The 18464-nt window shown below is 64.5% G+C and carries 10 protein-coding genes and 3 pseudogenes; 8 read left to right on the plus strand and 5 right to left on the minus strand.

The genetic code is table 11. The features are described from left to right. Nucleotides 1–16: 16 nt before the first annotated feature. A pseudogene (locus M446_RS11980) lies at nucleotides 17–286 on the minus strand (transposase); the annotation flags it as partial. Nucleotides 287–1034: 748 nt separating this feature from the next. Between M446_RS11980 and M446_RS11985 the strand changes: the two are divergent. From M446_RS11985 to M446_RS12000, 5 genes and pseudogenes are all read left to right on the plus strand, one after another. Beyond that, nucleotides 1035–2780: a type I secretion system permease/ATPase gene (locus M446_RS11985; protein ID WP_012332369.1), complete on the plus strand. Its 1746-nt coding sequence runs from the start codon at nucleotides 1035–1037 to the stop codon at nucleotides 2778–2780. Beyond that, nucleotides 2780–4090 (plus strand): HlyD family type I secretion periplasmic adaptor subunit, encoded by a 1311-nt coding sequence (locus tag M446_RS11990; protein ID WP_043701147.1) that lies wholly within the window; start codon nucleotides 2780–2782, stop codon nucleotides 4088–4090. The genes M446_RS11985 and M446_RS11990 overlap by 1 nt, the downstream gene beginning before the upstream one ends. Before the next feature lie 410 nt (nucleotides 4091–4500). Further along, the gene (locus tag M446_RS11995) at nucleotides 4501–8517 is read left to right on the plus strand and encodes a DUF5801 repeats-in-toxin domain-containing protein (protein ID WP_012332371.1); all 4017 of its coding nucleotides are present in this window, start codon (nucleotides 4501–4503) and stop codon (nucleotides 8515–8517) included. An 84-nt stretch (nucleotides 8518–8601) separates the two neighbouring features. After that, a pseudogene (locus tag M446_RS35165) lies at nucleotides 8602–8975 on the plus strand (transposase); the annotation flags it as partial. Nucleotides 8976–9132: 157 nt separating this feature from the next. Next, nucleotides 9133–9576, plus strand: coding sequence for an IS256 family transposase (locus tag M446_RS12000; RefSeq protein ID WP_012332372.1), 444 nt, complete (start codon nucleotides 9133–9135; stop codon nucleotides 9574–9576). A gap of 231 nt (nucleotides 9577–9807) precedes the next feature. Here M446_RS12000 and M446_RS38875 read toward each other — a convergent pair. Then, nucleotides 9808–10029, minus strand: a pseudogene (locus M446_RS38875) (integrase core domain-containing protein); the annotation flags it as partial. A gap of 33 nt (nucleotides 10030–10062) precedes the next feature. Between M446_RS38875 and M446_RS12010 the strand changes: the two are divergent. Then, nucleotides 10063–11061, plus strand: coding sequence for an IS110-like element ISMtsp7 family transposase (locus tag M446_RS12010; RefSeq protein ID WP_012331380.1), 999 nt, complete (start codon nucleotides 10063–10065; stop codon nucleotides 11059–11061). A 385-nt stretch (nucleotides 11062–11446) separates the two neighbouring features. Beyond that, the gene (locus M446_RS35175) at nucleotides 11447–12892 is read left to right on the plus strand and encodes an IS30-like element ISMtsp4 family transposase (RefSeq protein WP_012332373.1); all 1446 of its coding nucleotides are present in this window, start codon (nucleotides 11447–11449) and stop codon (nucleotides 12890–12892) included. Here M446_RS35175 and M446_RS12020 read toward each other — a convergent pair. Beyond that, entirely contained in the window at nucleotides 12831–13793 is a 963-nt protein-coding gene (locus tag M446_RS12020) for an IS481-like element ISMtsp15 family transposase (RefSeq protein ID WP_012332374.1), read from the minus strand. The two genes, M446_RS35175 and M446_RS12020, sit on opposite strands and share 62 nt — an antisense overlap. 251 nt (nucleotides 13794–14044) lie before the next feature. Then, a complete protein-coding gene (locus M446_RS12025) occupies nucleotides 14045–14872 on the minus strand; it encodes an integrase (RefSeq protein ID WP_150108638.1) in 828 nt (275 codons plus the stop codon). A 35-nt stretch (nucleotides 14873–14907) separates the two neighbouring features. On the opposite strand from M446_RS12025, the gene M446_RS37075 reads away from it, so the two are divergent. Further along, nucleotides 14908–15129: a hypothetical protein gene (locus M446_RS37075; RefSeq protein ID WP_150108639.1), complete on the plus strand. Its 222-nt coding sequence runs from the start codon at nucleotides 14908–14910 to the stop codon at nucleotides 15127–15129. Nucleotides 15130–16980: 1851 nt separating this feature from the next. Here the strand turns inward: M446_RS37075 and M446_RS12035 are convergent. Beyond that, nucleotides 16981–17412: a universal stress protein gene (locus M446_RS12035; protein ID WP_018260911.1), complete on the minus strand. Its 432-nt coding sequence runs from the start codon at nucleotides 17410–17412 to the stop codon at nucleotides 16981–16983. Nucleotides 17413–18464: the final 1052 nt, after the last annotated feature.

Below are 18464 nucleotides of genomic sequence, written 5' to 3' on the forward strand. Positions count from 1 at the left end.
TTGACCCGCGATACAGTCGCCAGTCGATCCGCGTGCGGACCGCGTCGGCGGCTTGCCTATCGGTCAGCCCTTCCATGAACTGCAGCAGGGTCGCCAGGGCGAGCCGGACCAGCGCCTCTGCGGGTCGTCCCCGCGCCGGGAACAGGTCGGCGAAGTCGTGATCCTCCATGACGCGATGCAGGTCGTCGGAGAGGCGCATGACCGGATTGCCGCTCGGAAAGATCGCCCGCGCCACCTGCGCCGTCTGATCAGGCACGACATACGTCCGTCTCACGTCGAGCGACATGCCCCCCTCCTGATTGGCGTGGGGCCACATCGTCGCTCAACGCGCCGCGCCGGTCGTCCTCTCATCGCAGGAACCGAGCCGAATTCGCCACCAATATCAAAGTGAGCAAGAGCCACCGATCTGGGGCAATCCCAGTCGTCGTAGCGAGGCTCCGGTTCACCGCCCTGCACAGCGCCTTCGCCCGCTGGATCCGGCTCGGGCCGTGGCGGCACCGAACTACCGAGGACGTGTCCCCCTCGATCAAGCGCAGTACTCAGGTCGGGGTAAACTCCGACGTCGGATGGCCGGACTAATGTCCTTTGTAGGAGGCGATGACGGCCTCAGGTATCAAGCCCGCCGCGAGCCACAACATGACACGGACACGGCACCGGATGCATGCGCCTGAAAGCACAAGCTCAGAGTGGGATCAGACCCAGATCAAGTTCAACGACAAGTTGATTATCGTCGAAGACTAGGCTGGATGGTATAACTCCCGAGATTTTTGCTTTCAAGCATCATTTTATGATATTACTATCGTTGCCATTGTGATATGCTATAGCAAAGTCGTGATGATTGAAAGTCCTTGCGAGCGCACAGGGCGGTAAACCTTTCATCATAAGCAGACATGATGGCGATCAGACATGATGGCGATTGTTGCGTCGTGTAATGCAACGCTGTATATAAAAACGTTAAAAATATTACTCCGATTACTACATAGAATTATAATATATAGCTAGATACGAGCATAGACTGAAATCAGAGCAGGAGGATGGCCGTGCGACCGCCGGATCGTCATTCAGAACGCGATTGGAGTCTCATCTCTGCTGTTGGCACAGGCCGCACAGCGCTGTTCGCTCTGGTCATGTTCAGCGCCTTGGCCAACGTTCTTTACCTGACTGGCTCCTTCTACATGCTGCAGGTCTACGACCGGGTGATCCCGAGCCGCAGCATCCCCACCCTGATCGCCCTCTCCGCCCTCGCCGCCACTCTCTACGCCGGACAGGCTGCCCTCGACTTCTTCCGCGGTCGCGTCCTCTCGCGCCTCGCCCGCTCCCTCGACGAGCGCCTCAGCCCGCGCGTTTTCGCCCTCGTCGCTCGCCTGCCGCTCTCAGCCGGCGGGGCCCCTCTCGGCCTGCAGCCCCTGCGCGACCTCGATCAGGTCAGAGGCTTCCTGGCCGGAGGCGGCCCGATCGGCTTCTTCGACCTCCCCTGGACGCCCTTCTACCTCGCCATCTGCTTCCTGTTTCACCCGCTGATCGGGCTCGCCGCCACGGTCGGCGCGCTCGTCCTGGTGCTCTTCACCGCCTGCACCGAGGTCCTCACCCGCAAGCCGGTCAAGGAGGCTGCCCAGCACGCCTCCGCTCGCATCAATCTTGCCGAGGTGTGCCGCCGCAACGCCGAGGTCATCGCCGCGATGGGCATGAGCCCGCGCCTCGGCGCGGGCTGGGAGGGGATCAACCGCAAGCACCTCGACAGCCACGAGCGCGCCGGCGATGTGGCGGGTGGTCTCGGGGGCGTGTCCAAGGTCGCCCGCATGATGCTGCAGTCGGGCGTGCTCGGGTTGGGTGCCTACCTCGTCATCCACGGCGAGGCGAGCGCGGGTATCATCATCGCTGGCTCCATCCTCTCCGCCCGGGCGCTCGCCCCGCTGGAGCAGGTGATCGCGCACTGGAAGAGCTTCGCGGCCGCTCGCCAGAGCTGGCGGCGGCTGCGCGCGCTGCTGGCCGCTCATCCGGAGCCGGCCGACAGACTCGCCCTGCGCAGGCCAGCAGCCAGCCTCTCGGTCGAGGGCGTCGGCCTCGCGCCGCCCGGGGCTGCATCGCTCGTCGTGACCGGCGTCTCGTTCGCGCTCACGGCCGGCAGCGGGCTGGGCATCATCGGCCCGAGCGCGTCCGGCAAGTCGTCGCTCGCCCGCGGCCTCGTCGGCGTCTGGCGGCCGGTGCGGGGCAGCGTGCGGCTGGACGGGGCCAGCCTCGACCAGTGGACGCCCGAGATGCTGGGCCCCCACATCGGCTACCTGCCGCAAGACATCGAGCTCTTCGAGGGCAGCATCGGCCAGAACATCGCCCGCTTCGACCCCGGTGCGAACCCCGAGGCGATCATCCGGGCAGCGGAGCAGGCCGGGGTGCACGAGCTGATCGTGCGGCTGCCGCAGGGCTACGAGACCCGCATCGGCGAGGGTGGGATGGCGCTCTCGGGCGGGCAGCGCCAGCGCATCGGCTTGGCCCGCGCCCTCTACGGCGAGCCGTTCCTGGTGGTGCTCGACGAGCCGAACTCCAACCTCGACGGCGAGGGCGAGCAGGCGCTCACGCGGGCCATCGCCGGGGTGCGCGAGCGGGGCGGCATCGTGATCGTCATCGCGCATCGGCCGAGCGCGCTCGCGGCCCTCGACCATGTGCTGGTGATGTCCCAGGGCCAGGCCCAGGCCTTCGGACCCAGGGAGCAGATCATGCGGCCGATCAGGCCTGCCAGCGCGCCCGCGTTCATCCAGCCCGCGGCAGCAGGAGCCGTCTGATGCTGGCCGCCGCACATCCTCGGACGAGCCGCTCCCTCCGCCGGGCCATGCTGGGCGGCAGCGCGGTGACCGCCCTGCTCGCCCTCGGTCTCGGCGGGTGGGCGGCCACGACGGAGCTCGCCGGCGCGGTGATCGCACCCGGTGCCCTGGTGGTCGAGACGAACGTCAAGAAGGTGCAGCACCTCACCGGCGGCGTGGTCGGCGAGCTGAGGGTGCGCGACGGGGCGGAGGTGCGCGCCGGCGAGGTGCTGGTGCGCCTGGACGAGACCATCACCCGCGCCAACCTGGCGGTGATCACCAAGAGCCAGGACGAGTTCACGGCACGCCAAGCCCGCCTCAAGGCCGAGCAGGACGGCCGCGACGGGGTCCGCTTCCCCGCCGACCTGGTCCAGCGCCGGGCCGAGCCGGCGGTCACTGACCTGCTGGGCGAGGAGGAGCGCCTGTTCGCGATCCGGCGCACGGCCCGCGAGGGCCAGAAGGCGCAGCTGCGGGAGCGCATCGGCCAGCTCCGGGAGCAGATCCAGGGCATGGCCGACCAGGTCACGGCCAAGCAGCGCGAGATCCGCCTGATCGGCGAGGAGCTGAAGGGCGTGCGCGAGCTGTTCGCCAAGAACCTGATCCAGATCACCCGGGTGACGGCGCTGGAGCGGGACGCGGCGCGGCTGGAGGGCGAGCGCGGGGCGCTGGTGTCCGCGATCGCGCAGACCAAGGGCAAGGTGACCGAGACCGAGCTGCAGATCCTGCAGGTGGACCAGGACCTGCGCACGGAGGTGGGCAAGGAGCTGGCGGAGATCCGGGGCAAGCTGGCCGAGCTGGTCGAGAAGCGGGTCGCGGCCGAGGACCAGTTGAAGCGGGTGGAGATCCGGGCGCCGCAGGACGGGGTGGTGCACCAGCTGGCGGTCCACACGGTGGGCGGGGTGGTCAGCCCGGGCGAGCCGCTGATGCTGATCGTGCCGCGTTCCGACGCCCTGACGGTCGAGGCGAGGATCCAGCCGCAGGACATCGATCAGGTCCGGCTCGGTCACCGGGCGGTGCTGCGCTTCTCCGCCTTCAACCAGCGCACCACGCCCGAGCTCAAGGGCGAGGTGATCGTGGTCTCGGCGGACATCAGCCAAGATCAGAAGACGGGGGCGAGCTTCTACACGGTGCGGATCCGGCCGGCCGCCGGCGAGCTGGAGCGGCTGGATGGGCTGAAGCTGGTGGCGGGCATGCCGGTGGAGAGCTTCATCCAGACCGGCGAGCGCATGGTGCTCTCGTATCTGACCAAGCCGCTGCACGATCAGATCACGAAAGCTTGGCGCGAGAGGTAACAGGTCGCGATCGACTTCGTAGCGCGAACTCAAAGCACAGTCGATGATAGAACGTCATTAATCAGAAGATAGCTGGAACAAGAAACGGCTTGTGAAGCTTCAAATTGAAAGGAGTGGCGAAGTTTTTTCGTTGCCGGTCGCGAAAACGAGATGAAAGCTTCACTTAGTAAAAATCCCGGGCTTCGTCCACTTGGTGATGACGACGATCGCGACCGCCAACTCCGATCGTCACCCACAGGGAGGAATAAACTATGATGATCATATTTTGTTCAATGGTAAGTCCGTGATCAGCCGGATATTTGCTGCCTGAACAGCAATATTCTAGCCGGTATGCTGGCTCATATGCTGGCGTCAGTGCGCAAGTTCGTAAAGTTGCGCCGCACACGTCCGCTCATCTGAAGGAGAGCATCATGGCACTCGACCTCGTGGCCCAAGACATCATCATTGACGAGACCACTGGCCTTCAAGATAACGATGTCAACCCTTCTCTGCCGCCCCACAGCACCAACACCACGCTGAGTTACCTCCTCGGTCTCGACGGCCCGGGCGGCCTGGCCTCACCGGAGGTCGCCTTCAAGGCCAACTTCGTGCAGGCCACGGCGAGCGCCGGGGAAACCATCACCTCGGTCACTCTGTCCCAGAACCTCGCTGGAAACGCGTTCTCCACTACCGTGGGTGTGAACAGCGGCATTCGGACGGTCGACGGCAACTACGTTTGGCTGTTCCAAGACGCAACCCATGCGAACGTTGTGATCGGCGTCATCGGCACCTCCGACCCAGCCGCCGCGCCCGCTGCGACCGGGCCGCTCGCCTTCTCGTTTGCGCTGCTCAACACCAGCAACACGAATGCGGACCTGTATACGGTCCAGTATGTGCCCTTACTGCATCCGGATGCGACCAACCCGGACGATCGCATCGATCTGACCGATAAGGTGTTCGCCTCGGTCGCGGGGACCAGCGTGGCCAATTTCTCAGGCCAGAACGCCCCTCCTGGGATCAATCAGTTCTACCTCCTCGACTCGTCCAATGACGCGTCCAAGCAGATTCTGGTGACAGGCTTCCTCGGGACGGCCAATGCCACCCCCAACGTGAGTACGCAGGGCTTCGGCGTCGACAACCAGAGCATCAATCCGACAGAAACGCTCCAGGTTGATTTTGTGACCGGCGGTACTTTGCACGCAGGGAGTGCCTCGCAGATCCAGTATAGCAGCCATCTCGAGACGATCACGCAGGCCGGGTTCACGATCAATCAGATCACACCTTCCAACCCGAATTTGCGGGTGGACATCAAGATCAGTGCCTTCAACGTTCAAGGCAACGAGCAGGGCTTGAACTTCTACGACGGTAGCCCGACCACGACCGCGCCGATCACCAGCCTCAAGCTGACTGGGCAATCGGGGTTTGCGTCTCCCATCACCGCTAACGGTACCTATGCCACGGGAAGTGGCAACGTCACCGTCAGCGGGCTGGGGACCAACGTCGTCACCATCACCGGGCTCGATAACATCACCACCGTCGATGTCACCACCGGCAGCCCCATGGATCGGCTGACGGTTACGGGAGTTGATGCAAACGAAGGGTGCGACATCACCGAATTTCATTTCACGACGCAAACCTCTAACGCCTACACTGAACAGGTCGGCTCTTTCATTAACTTTGATGATGACGGTCCGAGCATCTCGACGACCGGCACGGAGCCGACGCTCACCGTCGACGAGACCGTGCTCGCAACTGACGATACGAAGAGCTTTGCGGCCAACTTCAGCCCGGCCTTCGGCGCCGACGGCGCCGGAGCCGTGACCTACGCCCTGAGCGCGATTGCCGGTCCCTCGGGTCTGGTCGACACCGCCACCAACCAGGCGGTCAACCTGTCGCTCAACGGCTCGGTCGTGGAAGGCCGCACCGCGGTCGGCAACGATCTGGTGTTCACGGTCAGCGTCGACGCGTCCGGCAACGTCACGCTCGATCAGAAACGGGCGGTCGTTCATGCCAATGCGAACGATGCGAACGATGCCGCGACGCTGGCCGCGGACAATCTGGTCCAGCTGACCGCGACCGTCACCGACAAGGATGGCGACCATCAGGCGGCCACCCTCAACATCGGCCAGAACCTGTCGTTCCTGGACGATGGTCCGAGCATCTCGACGACCGGCATGGAGCCGACGCTCACCGTCGACGAGACCGTGTTCACAACCGACGACACGAAGAGCTTTGCGGCCAACTTCAGCCCGGCCTTCGGCGCCGACGGCGCCGGAGCCGTGACCTACGCCCTGAGCGTGGTCGCCGGTCCCTCGGGTCTGGTCGACACCGCCACCAACCAGGCGGTCAACCTGTCGCTCAACGGCTCGGTCGTGGAAGGCCGCACCGCGGTCGGCAACGATCTGGTGTTCACGGTCAGCGTCGACGCGTCCGGCAACGTCACGCTCGATCAGAAGCGGGCGGTCGTCCATGCCGACCCGAACGATGCGAACGATGCCGCGACGCTGGCCGCGGACAATCTGGTTACACTGACCGCGACCGTCACCGACAAGGATGGTGACCATCAGGCGGCCACCCTCAACATCGGCCAGAACCTGTCGTTCCTGGACGATGGTCCGAGCATCTCGACGACCGGCACGGAGCCGACGCTCACCGTCGACGAGACCGTGTTCACAACCGACGACACGAAGAGCTTTGCGGCCAACTTCAGCCCGGCCTTCGGCGCCGACGGCGCCGGAGCCGTGACCTACGCCCTGAGCGTGGTCGCCGGTCCCTCGGGTCTGGTCGACACCGCCACCAACCAGGCGGTCAACCTGTCGCTCAACGGCTCGGTCGTGGAAGGCCGCACCGCGGTCGGCAACGATCTGGTGTTCACGGTCAGCGTCGACGCGTCCGGCAACGTCACGCTCGATCAGAGACGGGCGGTCGTTCATGCCAATGCGAACGACCCGAACGATGCCGCGACGCTGGCCGCGGACAATCTGGTCCAGCTGACCGCGACCGTCATCGACAAGGATGGTGACCATCAGGCGGCCACCCTCAACATCGGCCAGAACCTGTCGTTCCTGGATGACGGCCCAACGATAACGGCACAGTTCGACGCTGACCCGGCTACTCCGGGCATCCAAACCCCGGAGCATCTGGGCAACGCAGTGGGCCAGACGGCCACGGGAACCTTTGGGTATGACATCGGCCACGACAGCCATCCCGCTACGTTCTACGACGCCACGCACTCTGACTTCGTCGATACCAACCCGGCCGTGCCAGGCATCCAGATCGGGCTCACCGGTACGGTCGATAACACCCAGAATCCCAATATCACCCAAGCGGTCGCAACTCTCACAAGTGAATCCGCTACATCTGCGACCTTCAACTTCTCGTTCCATTACGATAAGGATCCGCTCACGGCTGGTGTTCAGGATTCTACAGCGGGCGGTACGCTTGTCTTCGACAAGGTAGCCGGCACTTACACGTTCACCTTGACCGACGTGATCGACGGGTTCAGTTTCGACGTGCTGCACACCAGCGAGCTGGTTAGCAAGCAGCCTACCGGCAACACGGGACATCCCCTGATCGTCGCAGAGCAGCTGACGCCGAACGGCGACCCAGATCCGTTCTTTGTTCAGTTCACCGGGAACTCGGTCACCCAGCAGATCGGGTTTGGCTTCAACTCAACTGGCGATGGGGCGCCGAGTGGGCCGCCGACTGACGTCTCGTTCACGCAGGGTGCTCACGAGCTGGTCACCAACGTCAACGAGGACTGGGTGAGTGCAACCCAGTCGACGAATGGCGTCGCCGGAGATACCATACAGAAAGGTGAGCTGCTGACGATGCGTTTCTTCAAAGAGAACATCCTCAGCGACGTCGATCCGAGCGCCCCGGGTGGTGGAACCGAACGGCTTGACCCCACAACGTCTGCCAGCGGCGTCGTCATAAAGTTCGACGGCATTGGCAGTTCCGAGGATCTTATCCTGATCCTTGATCTTAAGAACGCCGCTGGTAATGAGATTACCAGAGCTGTTAATGTGCAAAACTCGGACCTGATCAAGGGTAATGCGAACATCCCTGCTCCATACAATACCGAGTTCACACTCGACAACAATGATGCTCTGCTCATCATTGAGCAGAACGATTACACGGTCGCTGGAGAAACCTATCAAATACAGGGCATCCAGATCATGCAAAGCGCAAACGGGTTGACGGGTAACGCCATCGACCTGAACGGGGCCACCGGTGCAAATGGCGGCAGCAGTGCCACCAGCAACCTGACGGCTTGGGATCCGACCGATAACGATGTGCTGAAAATCACCGATATCGGGTTCGTGCAGCAAACCAGTGGTACAATCAACGCCAACCTTGACTTCTCGTTGGCGCTGGTGGACGCGGACGGTGATGCCACGGCGACACAGCACATCAACGTCAACATCAGCAACGCCTTTATCGTCTAAGTCTAGAACAATGCCAGGAAGGCGGGTAACACCGCCTTCCCGCTGCTTGACAGAGAGTGGATGATCGGATGACAGCTATATCCCGATTCCATGATCGTCGACAGCTGCCGAGCCGTCACCCAGGCCCTGCCGCGGGCTTGCGCCGAGGTTGAAGCCGAGCTTGAGCGGCACATCGCTCCTGATCCGGCCTTGGCCCGTGAGCGCACTATCCTCTTCAATCCCGGGGAGCGGCCGGCGCATTGCCCGTGTGCCGATCACCGATATGCCCGAGCTTGGACGGATTGACCGCAGAGCCGCTGCGAGCCTGGCTGGCATGGCTCCTCATCCCCGGGCGGGGGGGTATCCGGCCCGCCCGTCCCATCCCTGGCGGCCGACCGTGCCAGCGGGCAGTCTTCAGCATGGCCGGCAGGGTCGCCGCACACGCTCGCCCCGCGTTCCGAAATACCTACCGCGCGGTCGTGTCCCTGTTGATGGTGTGGCTCGACGGTAGCGAGGAAGCCCGTCCGCACGCCCTCCACAGCGCTGTAGCGGACGAGCTTCCTCGCGGGGTGGTCATCGGCGGTTGCCGGGTAGGGTCGGGTTGCGAGTGCCAACCCCGAACCCGAGAGACCCCCGATGACCGACGAGATGATGAGCCTGCGCGGGCTGCTGGAGAAGAGCGCCGACGCGGACCTGCTGCGCGAGATGATCGGCTTTGCCGCCGAGCGGCTGATGGAGTTGGAGGTGGGCGGCCTGACCGGGGCGGCCCATGGCGAGAAGAGCGCTGAATGGTTGGTCCGGCGCAATGGCTACCGTGACCGGGACTGGCAGATGCGGGCCGGCACGGTGGAGCTGCGCATCCCGAAGCTGCATAAGAGCTCGTACTTTCCGGCCTTCCTGGAGCTGCGGCGTATGGCCGAGAAGGCGCTCACGGCGGTGATCCAGGAGGCCTATATCCAGGGCATCTCGACCCGCTCGGTCGATGATCTCGTTCAAGCCATGGGCGGCACCGGCATGTCAAAGAGCCAGGTCAGCCGGCTCTGCCAGGTATCGACGAGAGCTATGCGGGAGATTGGGTGACGCGAGCGGCGTGAAGGCGGCGTATCGAGGCGGGTGTCGAGCCTGCCAGAATCTCTCATCGAGAGCGAGATGGGGTGGACGGACCGTGGCGGCAGCGACGTATCACGGTGCGTTGGTTCAACCTCAATCGAAAGAGCGCCCCGATGACGAACACACTGGTTGGCCTCGATACGGCAAAGTCTGTGGGTTTGGAGTTGACCCGCTTTGGTGGAGCGGTGGAACGCTTGCGGGTCAGGGGTTAGCGAGCATCTCCTGTTCGTAGCGGACGGGTGAGCGATAGCCGAGCGCGGAGTGCAGGCGCACGGGGTTGTAGAAGCCCTCGATGAAGGTGAACACGGCCATGCGGGCCTGCGCCTGGGAGGCGAAGCGCCGGCGGTCGAGCAACTCGCACTCCAGCGTCGCGAAGAATCTCTCGCACAGTGCGTTATGGGATGGACGCCTCCCGCTCCGCGCCCAGGTTGGGCGAGACCGAGAGGGAGAAGAGCCATGCAGATGCTCGCGATCGATCTGGCCAAGCAGTCGTTTCACGTTCACGGCGTCGATGCCGATGGTCAGGTGATCTCCCGGCGCGTCGGGCGCACCAAACTTCCGGCGCTGGTGGCCAGCCTCGCCCCGAAGGTGATCGCCATGGAGGCTTGCGCCACGGCCCATCATTGGGCGCGAGCTTTCCTCGCGGCCGGGCATGAGGTTCGGCTGATCAACCCGCGCTTCGTCAAGCCGTTCGTGCGCGGCTCGAAGAACGATGCCGTCGACGCCGAGGCGATCTTCGACGCCGCCTCACGTCCCACGATGCGGTTTGTGCCTGTGAAGTCGACCGAGCAGCAAGACCTGCAGTCGCTTCATCGCGTCCGCGATCGGCTGGTCTCGCAACGCACGAACCTGATCAATCATACCCGTGGGCTCCTGGCTGAGTACGGCCTCATCTACCCGAAGGGTGCGGCCCGCTTTCCAGCGCGTGTGCGGGCGGAACTTTCCGAGGCGGGACTGTCGCCGATGGCGCGAGCCACCTTCGCGGCCCTGCTCGACGAGTTGGAGACCCTGGAGACGCGGCTTGAGCGGCTCGACGATCAACTTCGGGCGATCTGCCGCGAAGACGTCGTCTGCCGCCGCCTGATGACGTTGCCTGGCGTGGGCCCGGTCGTCGCCACCGCCCTCAAGGCCAGCGTCGGCGATGCCCGCCAGTTCCGCTCAGGGCGCGAACTCGCGGCCTGGATCGGCTTGGTGCCGCGACAGTACTCCACCGGCGGCAAGCCGCACCTCGGGGGCGTCGGACGCCGGGCCAACCACTATCTGCGGCGCCAACTCGTGCACGGCGCCCGCGCGGTCGCCTTGCGCCTGGCCACGAAGACCGATCCGCGCTCACGCTGGTTCCAGGCGGTGATCGACCGGCGCGGGTTCAACAAGGGGATCGTGGCGATGGCCAACAAGACCGCGCGGATAGCCTGGGCGATGCTGAGGCGCGAGGAGGATTACGCCCGCGCCTGACGCGGGCGACCGAGATCGTCGCGCGAGCGGCGATGCGTGCGAGGTGACCGACGATGGCGACACGGCGTGGGCCGCCGCTTCCGATCCTGACCTACGACACGGCCTTCGAGGCCGCTAGCGTTATGAGGACGGAAGAAGCGGACCCCATCGAGGCCAGGGGCGTGATCGCTCCACCGACAGGCCGGATAGATTCACGCACCCAAGGTCGTGGTCGTCGCTGAGGAATACCTTGCCGCGGGAGGCGTCCATAGATTGTCGTAAGCATCACCGACCGAGCCCATCGAGGGCCGCACCCCTGCCTCGCGGCAGCGGCTGCCAAAGGCCAGCGAAGTCTAGTGGGTGGATTCAAGTGGTCGTCGCAACGGCTTGGCGGAGGGCGGTTGTGATGGCAGGTCGGCGGCGTTCGGATCGGGCACTTCGCGAGAAGCTGCGGTCACCGGGTCGTCCCGGGGTCGGTCTGCGCGAGACGCGGCGGGGGTTCTGGGCGTTCCTCGCGCAGGGTCTCTCCAGCGAGGTCGCAGCGATGAAGCTCGGGATCTCGCCACCGGTCGGCTCGCGGTGGTTCCGGACAGCAGGCGGAATGGCACCTTCCCACCTGTCACCATCATCCAAGTCGCCTTCTGCGCGCTACCTGTCGTTGGCTGAGCGGGAGGAGATCGCGATCCTACAAGCGCAAGGTCACGGGGTCCGGGACGTCGCTCGGCGTCTGGGACGGGCGGCGTCGACCATCTCGCGGGAATTGCGCCGCAATGCGGCGACCCGCAGTGGCGGCCTGGACTATCGCGCCACGACCGCGCAGTGGCACGCTGAACGCGCGGCACGCCGGCCCAAGCCAGCAAAACTGGCGGGGAACGCAGCGCTGCGGACGTACGTGCAGGAGCGGCTCGCCGGAACTGTCGCGACACCGGGCGGGAGCGCTCTGCCTGGCCCTAGCGTTGCCTGGAAGGGACGGCGGCACGGGCGACGCCAGAGCCGGCGATGGGGTCGATCCTGGAGTCCGCAGCAGATCGCCGAGCGCCTACGGCTCGACTTTCCGGGCGATACGACGATGCGCATCAGTCACGAGGCGATCTATCAGGCGCTCTACATCCAGGGCCGGGGCGCGCTGAAGCGTGAGCTGACCGCGTGTCTTCGCACAGGACGGGCTTTGCGTGTGCCGCGGGCCCGCAGCCTGGGCCGAGGCAGGTCGTTCGTCACCCCCGAGGTGCTCATCAGCGAGCGTCCGCCCGAGGTGGAGGACCGCGCGGTGCCGGGGCACTGGGAAGGAGATCTGATCCTGGGTCTGAAGAGTTCGGCGATCGGGACCCTGGTCGAGCGCACGACGCGCTTTACGATGCTGCTGCATCTTCCGCCGATGGACGGCCATGGGGTGACACCGCGTGCGAAGAACGGCCCGGCGCTGGCGGGGCACGGGGCCCAGGCGGTGCGCGAGGCGATCGCCGGCACGATCGCGCGCTTGCCCGAGCAGCTGCGGCGCTCGTTGACCTGGGACCAGGGTACCGAGATGGCCGAGCACGCGCGCTTGCGGATCGACGCGGGTCTGCAGGTCTACTTCTGCGATCCACGCTCACCCTGGCAGCGGGGGACGAACGAGAATACGAACGGGTTACTGCGACAGTACTTCCCGAAAGGAACGGATCTGAGCGCCCACAGCGCGAACGATCTTGCTGCTGTGGCCGCAGCCCTCAACAGCAGACCGCGCAAGACGCTGAACTGGAAGACGCCGGCAGAGGCGCTCGACGCTGTGCTGGCTGTAGGGTCTGGGGAGATCATTTCACCGCGGCCAAGGCCTGATCGATGCGGTAGTCCGGATGACGGATGCGCGCTTTAGCGGGGTCGAAGAGGGCTTCCACCTCTTCTCGGAGCGGCGTCTGGTCCGAGCGTTCAGCCACCCGGTCGATGGGAGATGCGCCATCAAGCGCCGAATGGGGGCGGCTCCAGTTCCAGTGATGCTGCCACTCGGCCACGCGGTCGGCGATGTCCGCGGATTTCGGATCCACAGTGGTCCAGAACTCCTCAAGAGCGGCGCGATGGCTGCGCTCGACCTTGCCATTCAGATGGGGCGATCGTGGCGGGATCGGGCGGAACTTGATGCCCCAGTCGATCAGCCGCTGCTGCACAGCCTCGGCAAAGAATTCGCGTCCGCGGTCGGTCTGGATCCGCTGAATGGCAAACGGCATCTCCTCGATCACGCGGTCGAGAAAATCGAGAGTGTTCGCGGCGGTCCGGCGTGGATAGATCCCCAACACGGCGTAGCGCGAGCAGTCATCTATGGCGGTGTACTGGTACACACCCGGGCAGATTTTGCAGACGTCCATCTGCACCCGATCGCCCGGCACGGGTCGACTATAGCGGAGCTTCCCTCTGACGCGCCGCCGCGGTCGCTTGAGCACTTGCTCGCCGTGACGGACGAGCACGCGATGGATGGTGTCGAGCGACAGCGTCAGATCGTGCTGACGGACGAGCTCATTGCGGAGCTGCTTGATCCCGAGCTTGCGGTCGCGTCGGAGGCTGAGGATCAGCGTCTCGTGCTCTGCAAACACCTTCTGAGCTGCCAAGCGTCGCGGACGGCGGCTGTGTTCCACCAGCCCAGCTGGACCAGCGGCCTGATACCTCCGCCACCACTTGCGCAACGTCGGGCGTGAGATGCCGCAGCGGCGGCAAACGAGGCCGGCGTCGCCGGTCTGGGCATAGAGTTCAATCCATCCCAGACGCGCCTTCGTCAGATCCATGGCCGTGTCTCGCGTTGGCTGGGGATCTGATGGACAGCGCGTGCCGCGCTGCCCACAGCTCCACAGCAGAAGCAGCAATCGGAATGCCAGATCGGCCGGGAGCGCGGACGGCGAGATTGAAACGATGTCGCCGAACCTCACACATAATCCTTGTGTCGGGGGTTCGAGTCCCTCCTCCGCTACCACTTAAGTTTCTGATTTATCATATCTTTCCTCCATTGAACCCGGTCCCGTGGCCGGGTTTGACAGTTTCAGTTGCCGGGTTCGACAACACCGGTTCGCCGCCTGTTCACCTCGGCGTCGAAACCCGTGACCACCCCGCGCATCTTCGGGCGCAGCTCCGCGCCCTTCGCGTCGTGGCGCGCCATCTCGAGCGTCTTCTGGCCAAGCGCGTCCGCGATCGTGCGCTCGTCGTGGCGGATTTCCCGCAGGATCACGGCCACGGTGTGCCGCAAGCCGTCGAGCGTCAGGCCCGGCCCGACCGTGCCCGCCTTCTCCAAGCGCATTCGGATCTGTCGCCGCGAGGCCCGGAAGCCGTTGAGGGTCCACGGCGTGCCTGCCGAGCTGGTCCACGGGGGCGTGGCACTGTGCTGGGGCGCCACGTCGAGGATCGCCGCCAGCGGGCTCGGGACGGGCCAGAACACTGGCTCGCCTGTCTTGGCCCGCCGCGTCGCGATCTCGCCCGCGCGATAGAAGCTGCGGGGCAGGGTGAGGGCAGGCGCCATGTGCGGCGGCATCGCATCGAGGACGGCGTGGCGGTCCTCGTCGGACCAGGGCCGGTTGCGCTCCGGCGCGCCCCGCTTTTGGCGGATGTCCTTGATCCCGGCCGCCGGGTTGTCGGCGAGGTGGCCGCGCTCCGAGCCCCAGCCGAACAGGATGGAGAGGACCGCCCTCACGTCGTTGCCGAATCGCCGGCCCTTGCTCTCGGCCGCCTTGTCCCGGATGCGCACCACCAGGGGGCGATTGAAGCGGGCCAGCGCCGTGTCTGCGATCGGGCGCAGGTAGCCGAAGATCTTCTGGCAAGGTGAAGGCTGGTGCGGGAGAGCACACCAGTTCAACGCAACGATGTTTACCGTCATGTCCGTCGCAACAAATTTACGCCGAGGAGTGAAAAATGCGCGTTTCCAAAGACTCCTTCCACAGCACCGAAGCACATCAGGTTGCTAAAGAGCAGAACGCGCACCTTGCCGAGCAGATTAAAGACGATGATTTAGACGCAGTAGTAGGCGGTGCACTTCAAGTTAAATTTGGATCGGAAGCCACGCAGAATTACAAGCCGGGCGGATTCAACGGCGTCTATGGGCTTATATACTTCATCAATTCCATACCGAGATAGTTATCGCGGACAATGCCGCGCGGGCTGGAGAGCCTGACCGCATGAAGCGGCACACACCGCGGATGCCCCGCGGCGTTGATGGCGCGGCGGGGCTTTGCCTCGTAGACCTCGGGCCGTCCCACCCGTGCGGGGCGGCCTTTTCACGCTGCGCCTGAGGCTCGGCACGGCAAAGGCTCGGCACGGCGAAGGCTCGGCACGGCAAGGCGACGGTCCAGATCCGCCCGCGAGCTGAAGTCGGGCCGTCGCGCCCGAATTCATACCTTCTCAGACCGATGACAAGCTCGGGAGATGACCATGTCTCAGGCCAAGACTCCTTCTCAAGGTAGTGGCTCGCCGGTCGAGGATCTCGCTCCTATGCGAGACGCGGAGCTTTCGGAAGAACAGCTTGAGGCAGTGGCTGGCGGGGCGATCCGCGGAAGCGGATGCCTGACGCCGAATACGACACCATACATAAGGAGATTTGAAGAACTAACGGCTCCGGAAGGGTCGCAAAGCTCTGGCAGTGGTGGCGGCAAGGGGATTTGGAGCAACTGATATTTGCTCCGATCGAGAATACGGGACGTCGTCTACAACGTCCCTCGTCTCATGATCGCTGAAGCTCGTGGAGCCCCGGCACCTGCTCGCCGATCCATCGCCCACCCGAAGCCGCCCCCACCTCCCCGTTTTCGGGGAGGCTCGACCGCTGCCCCAGCTCGCCCAAAAGCAAAGCCTAGGCGGAAGCCTCCTGCTTATGGGCGAGCAGAATCGGGCGGAGACCGCTTCGCCACTTGAGGCAGCCCTGAAGGAGCTTCGGAGAAGTGTCGGTGCCTGATGCGAAGTGCCCAGCGGCAACCGTCATCAAGCTGCCGGCACGGCGCTTGGCAGTATCACCGCGGGCTTCTCCTGCGCCGTCGTGCCCTGCACCGGCCCACGAGACGGCACTATGCTCCCACGAGGCTGCGCAACCCCCCAACCGTCACATCAGCTAGCGTCAAAACAGAGGCTGCTGCTCTGGGCTTTGTCGGAGTGCGACAGAGCACCCCAGCTTGGCATGATGATGATCTACAGTCGTCTTGTCAGAACGACGCCGCGGCGGAGCGAAAAATAAATTTCTACAAAGATGAACGTCAGAATGTGGCGGGTGAGGGGTCATGACCGTTAAGTTAATCGCCGTCAGCATTGGGCTGTCCGTCCTGGCGCTGGCCTCTCCAGCGGTGCCGCTGGACATGGGTACGCTGGCGGAGCAGCGCGCCTGCACGCCAGACGCGATAAGCCTCTGCGGCAAGCACATCCCGTATCCGGGACGGGTGAGGGCGTGCCTCCTGAGCAAGAGGGAAAGCCTGAGCCCGGCGTGTCGTTCGGCAATCGCGTCCTATGAGGCAAGGACCGCAGCGCCCCGCCAGTGAGCCTAGGACCGCAGCGCCCCGCAAACGTCGGCGCAAGCACTCGCAACACGTTTTCCGGAAGTGATCTTCCGGAAGACGTGTGACACGCCCGCGCGGCGCTTGAGCGAAGCCGACATCCGCATGGCCGAAATGGGAGATGGCGAAGCCATCAATCGGATGTCGTGTAAGCCGTGCCAATCCGCCCCGATCACCGCGGCCTCTACCGGATCGACTGGCCGCAACTCGCGGCCGTGATCCGCTCGCCGCGCGAGGCCGTGCCATTCGCATAAGGGCGAGCATGGGACGAGAAGAGCCCGCCACGGCGGGGACCGGGCGGGCTAAGACGTTCATAGGCGCCCATTGATCTGTCGCCCCAAGGATCTGTCGCCCCAAGGATCTGTCGCCCCAAGTTGGACTTGGTCCTCTCAGGCCAGCGTGATCGCGCCGAGAGGATCAACCCTGGCGGCCTTTGATGAGGCGCGGACGGTCAGCGGTAGATTAAAACGGGCAATTTGGAGTGCGTGAGAACCTTCATGGTCTCGCTGCCAATAACGAGGGCAGAAAAGCCACGACGGCCATGCGAGGCCATGGCGATGAGGTCACAGCCGCGGGCCTCGGCGGTTTCGATGATGGCCTCATACGGTTGCCGGTCCTCGACTTTCACGACCTCGCAAGAGACACCGACCCGCTTGGCTTCCTGCTCGGCCTCTGTGAGACGACGATCGGCGTCGGCATGTGCATGGCGCGTGAACTCATCCACGTATGGGTTTGAGGCCCCCAAAGGCAATGCCGGGAACCGCGCGACTACCGTGAGCACCGTCACCTTTGCACCGACAGTCTTGGCGAGCGACACGGCGTTCTTTACGGCCGAGGCGGAAATCGACGTCCCGTCAGTCGGGACAAGGATGTGCTGGTACATCGGGATCTCTCCCAGCATTCCGCGAGTCACCCTCGCGCGGTCGTTCGGGGCCGACCCGTAGGGCCCGTTCCGGCTTATAGCAGTAGGGACGACTGAGTTGTAGAGTTGAGCTTCCTGGGCCGTTTCTGAGGCTTCAGGGGGCCTTTCGAGCCTCGATCAGGGCGGACAGCTCCACCCATTCGCATAAGTCTGAGTACGGGACGAGGACGCGCCTCACGAGAAGAGTCCGGCACGGTTGGGAGGGACCGAGCAAGCTAAAGCAATGGCCGAGTCCCGATGGATCAAGCGGCGCACATAGGAAACATAAATAGTGGGACGGCGGTGCCCATCTCCGGGGTAGCGACGAAGCAAGGGAGATGACAATGCAGTATCTGAAACTTGCAGGATTATCTATCGTCGCGGCGCTCGTGCTTGGACTAGGGAGCGGAGCAAAAGCAACCCCACTCAGCAGTTCTTCGGCTGGAATTGCAACATGTGAGGTGTCCGACGGATTGGTCATCAAGGCGGTGACCAGAGCCGGAGTTGCGCATCGGTCGGCTCGAAGAACGGCCCGGCGTGTTAACCGCCGCCACGGCTACTAGCTGCGGGCTCAATCTCGCGCGCGAGAAGGCGGTTCATTCGTATAATCCCATATTCTGGTGCGCGTTATGGGGCATCCGTACAGTGTTCCGAAGGTTTCGCGCGGATCGCGAGCGGGCCGCCGCCTCGACTGTGCTAGTCTTCCGTCGCTCGCTCCGGGAGCGCACGCCCGGAGTCGAGCAGCGGGCCGGGTCCTCGGCCGCTACGAGGACCCGGCCCGCACTCGCCTCCAGTCGCGTTGAGCGTGGGTGACAGACGTATCGGCTCATCCAGGGGCACGCTTCGGGTGTGACCGCCTCCTGGCCCCTCGACGTCGCCTTGGAGGCACCACCCGCGGGCCGCGGCCATCTTCCGACCCTGCCTGAAGCGCGGCCCCCGGCTCTCTTCGGGCACAAAGAAGCGCCAGAGGGGGGGACCCTCAGCCCACCCGCTGGGCCTGCCGCAAACGCGTCCGCAGCCGTTCACGGGTCGTT

It is taken from the genome of Methylobacterium sp. 4-46, from assembly GCF_000019365.1.
GTDB lineage: Bacteria > Pseudomonadota > Alphaproteobacteria > Rhizobiales > Beijerinckiaceae > Methylobacterium.

Coding starts and splice junctions, on each gene's coding strand:
- M446_RS11985 (WP_012332369.1), top strand. CDS start 1,035: ATGGCCGTGCGACCGCCGGATCGTCATTCAGAACGCGATTGGAGTCTC.
- M446_RS11990 (WP_043701147.1), top strand. CDS start 2,780: ATGCTGGCCGCCGCACATCCTCGGACGAGCCGCTCCCTCCGCCGGGCC.
- M446_RS11995 (WP_012332371.1), top strand. CDS start 4,501: ATGGCACTCGACCTCGTGGCCCAAGACATCATCATTGACGAGACCACT.
- M446_RS12000 (WP_012332372.1), top strand. CDS start 9,133: ATGACCGACGAGATGATGAGCCTGCGCGGGCTGCTGGAGAAGAGCGCC.
- M446_RS12010 (WP_012331380.1), top strand. CDS start 10,063: ATGCAGATGCTCGCGATCGATCTGGCCAAGCAGTCGTTTCACGTTCAC.
- M446_RS35175 (WP_012332373.1), top strand. CDS start 11,447: ATGGCAGGTCGGCGGCGTTCGGATCGGGCACTTCGCGAGAAGCTGCGG.
- M446_RS12020 (WP_012332374.1), bottom strand. CDS start 13,793: ATGGATCTGACGAAGGCGCGTCTGGGATGGATTGAACTCTATGCCCAG.
- M446_RS12025 (WP_150108638.1), bottom strand. CDS start 14,872: ATGACGGTAAACATCGTTGCGTTGAACTGGTGTGCTCTCCCGCACCAG.
- M446_RS37075 (WP_150108639.1), top strand. CDS start 14,908: ATGCGCGTTTCCAAAGACTCCTTCCACAGCACCGAAGCACATCAGGTT.
- M446_RS12035 (WP_018260911.1), bottom strand. CDS start 17,412: ATGTACCAGCACATCCTTGTCCCGACTGACGGGACGTCGATTTCCGCC.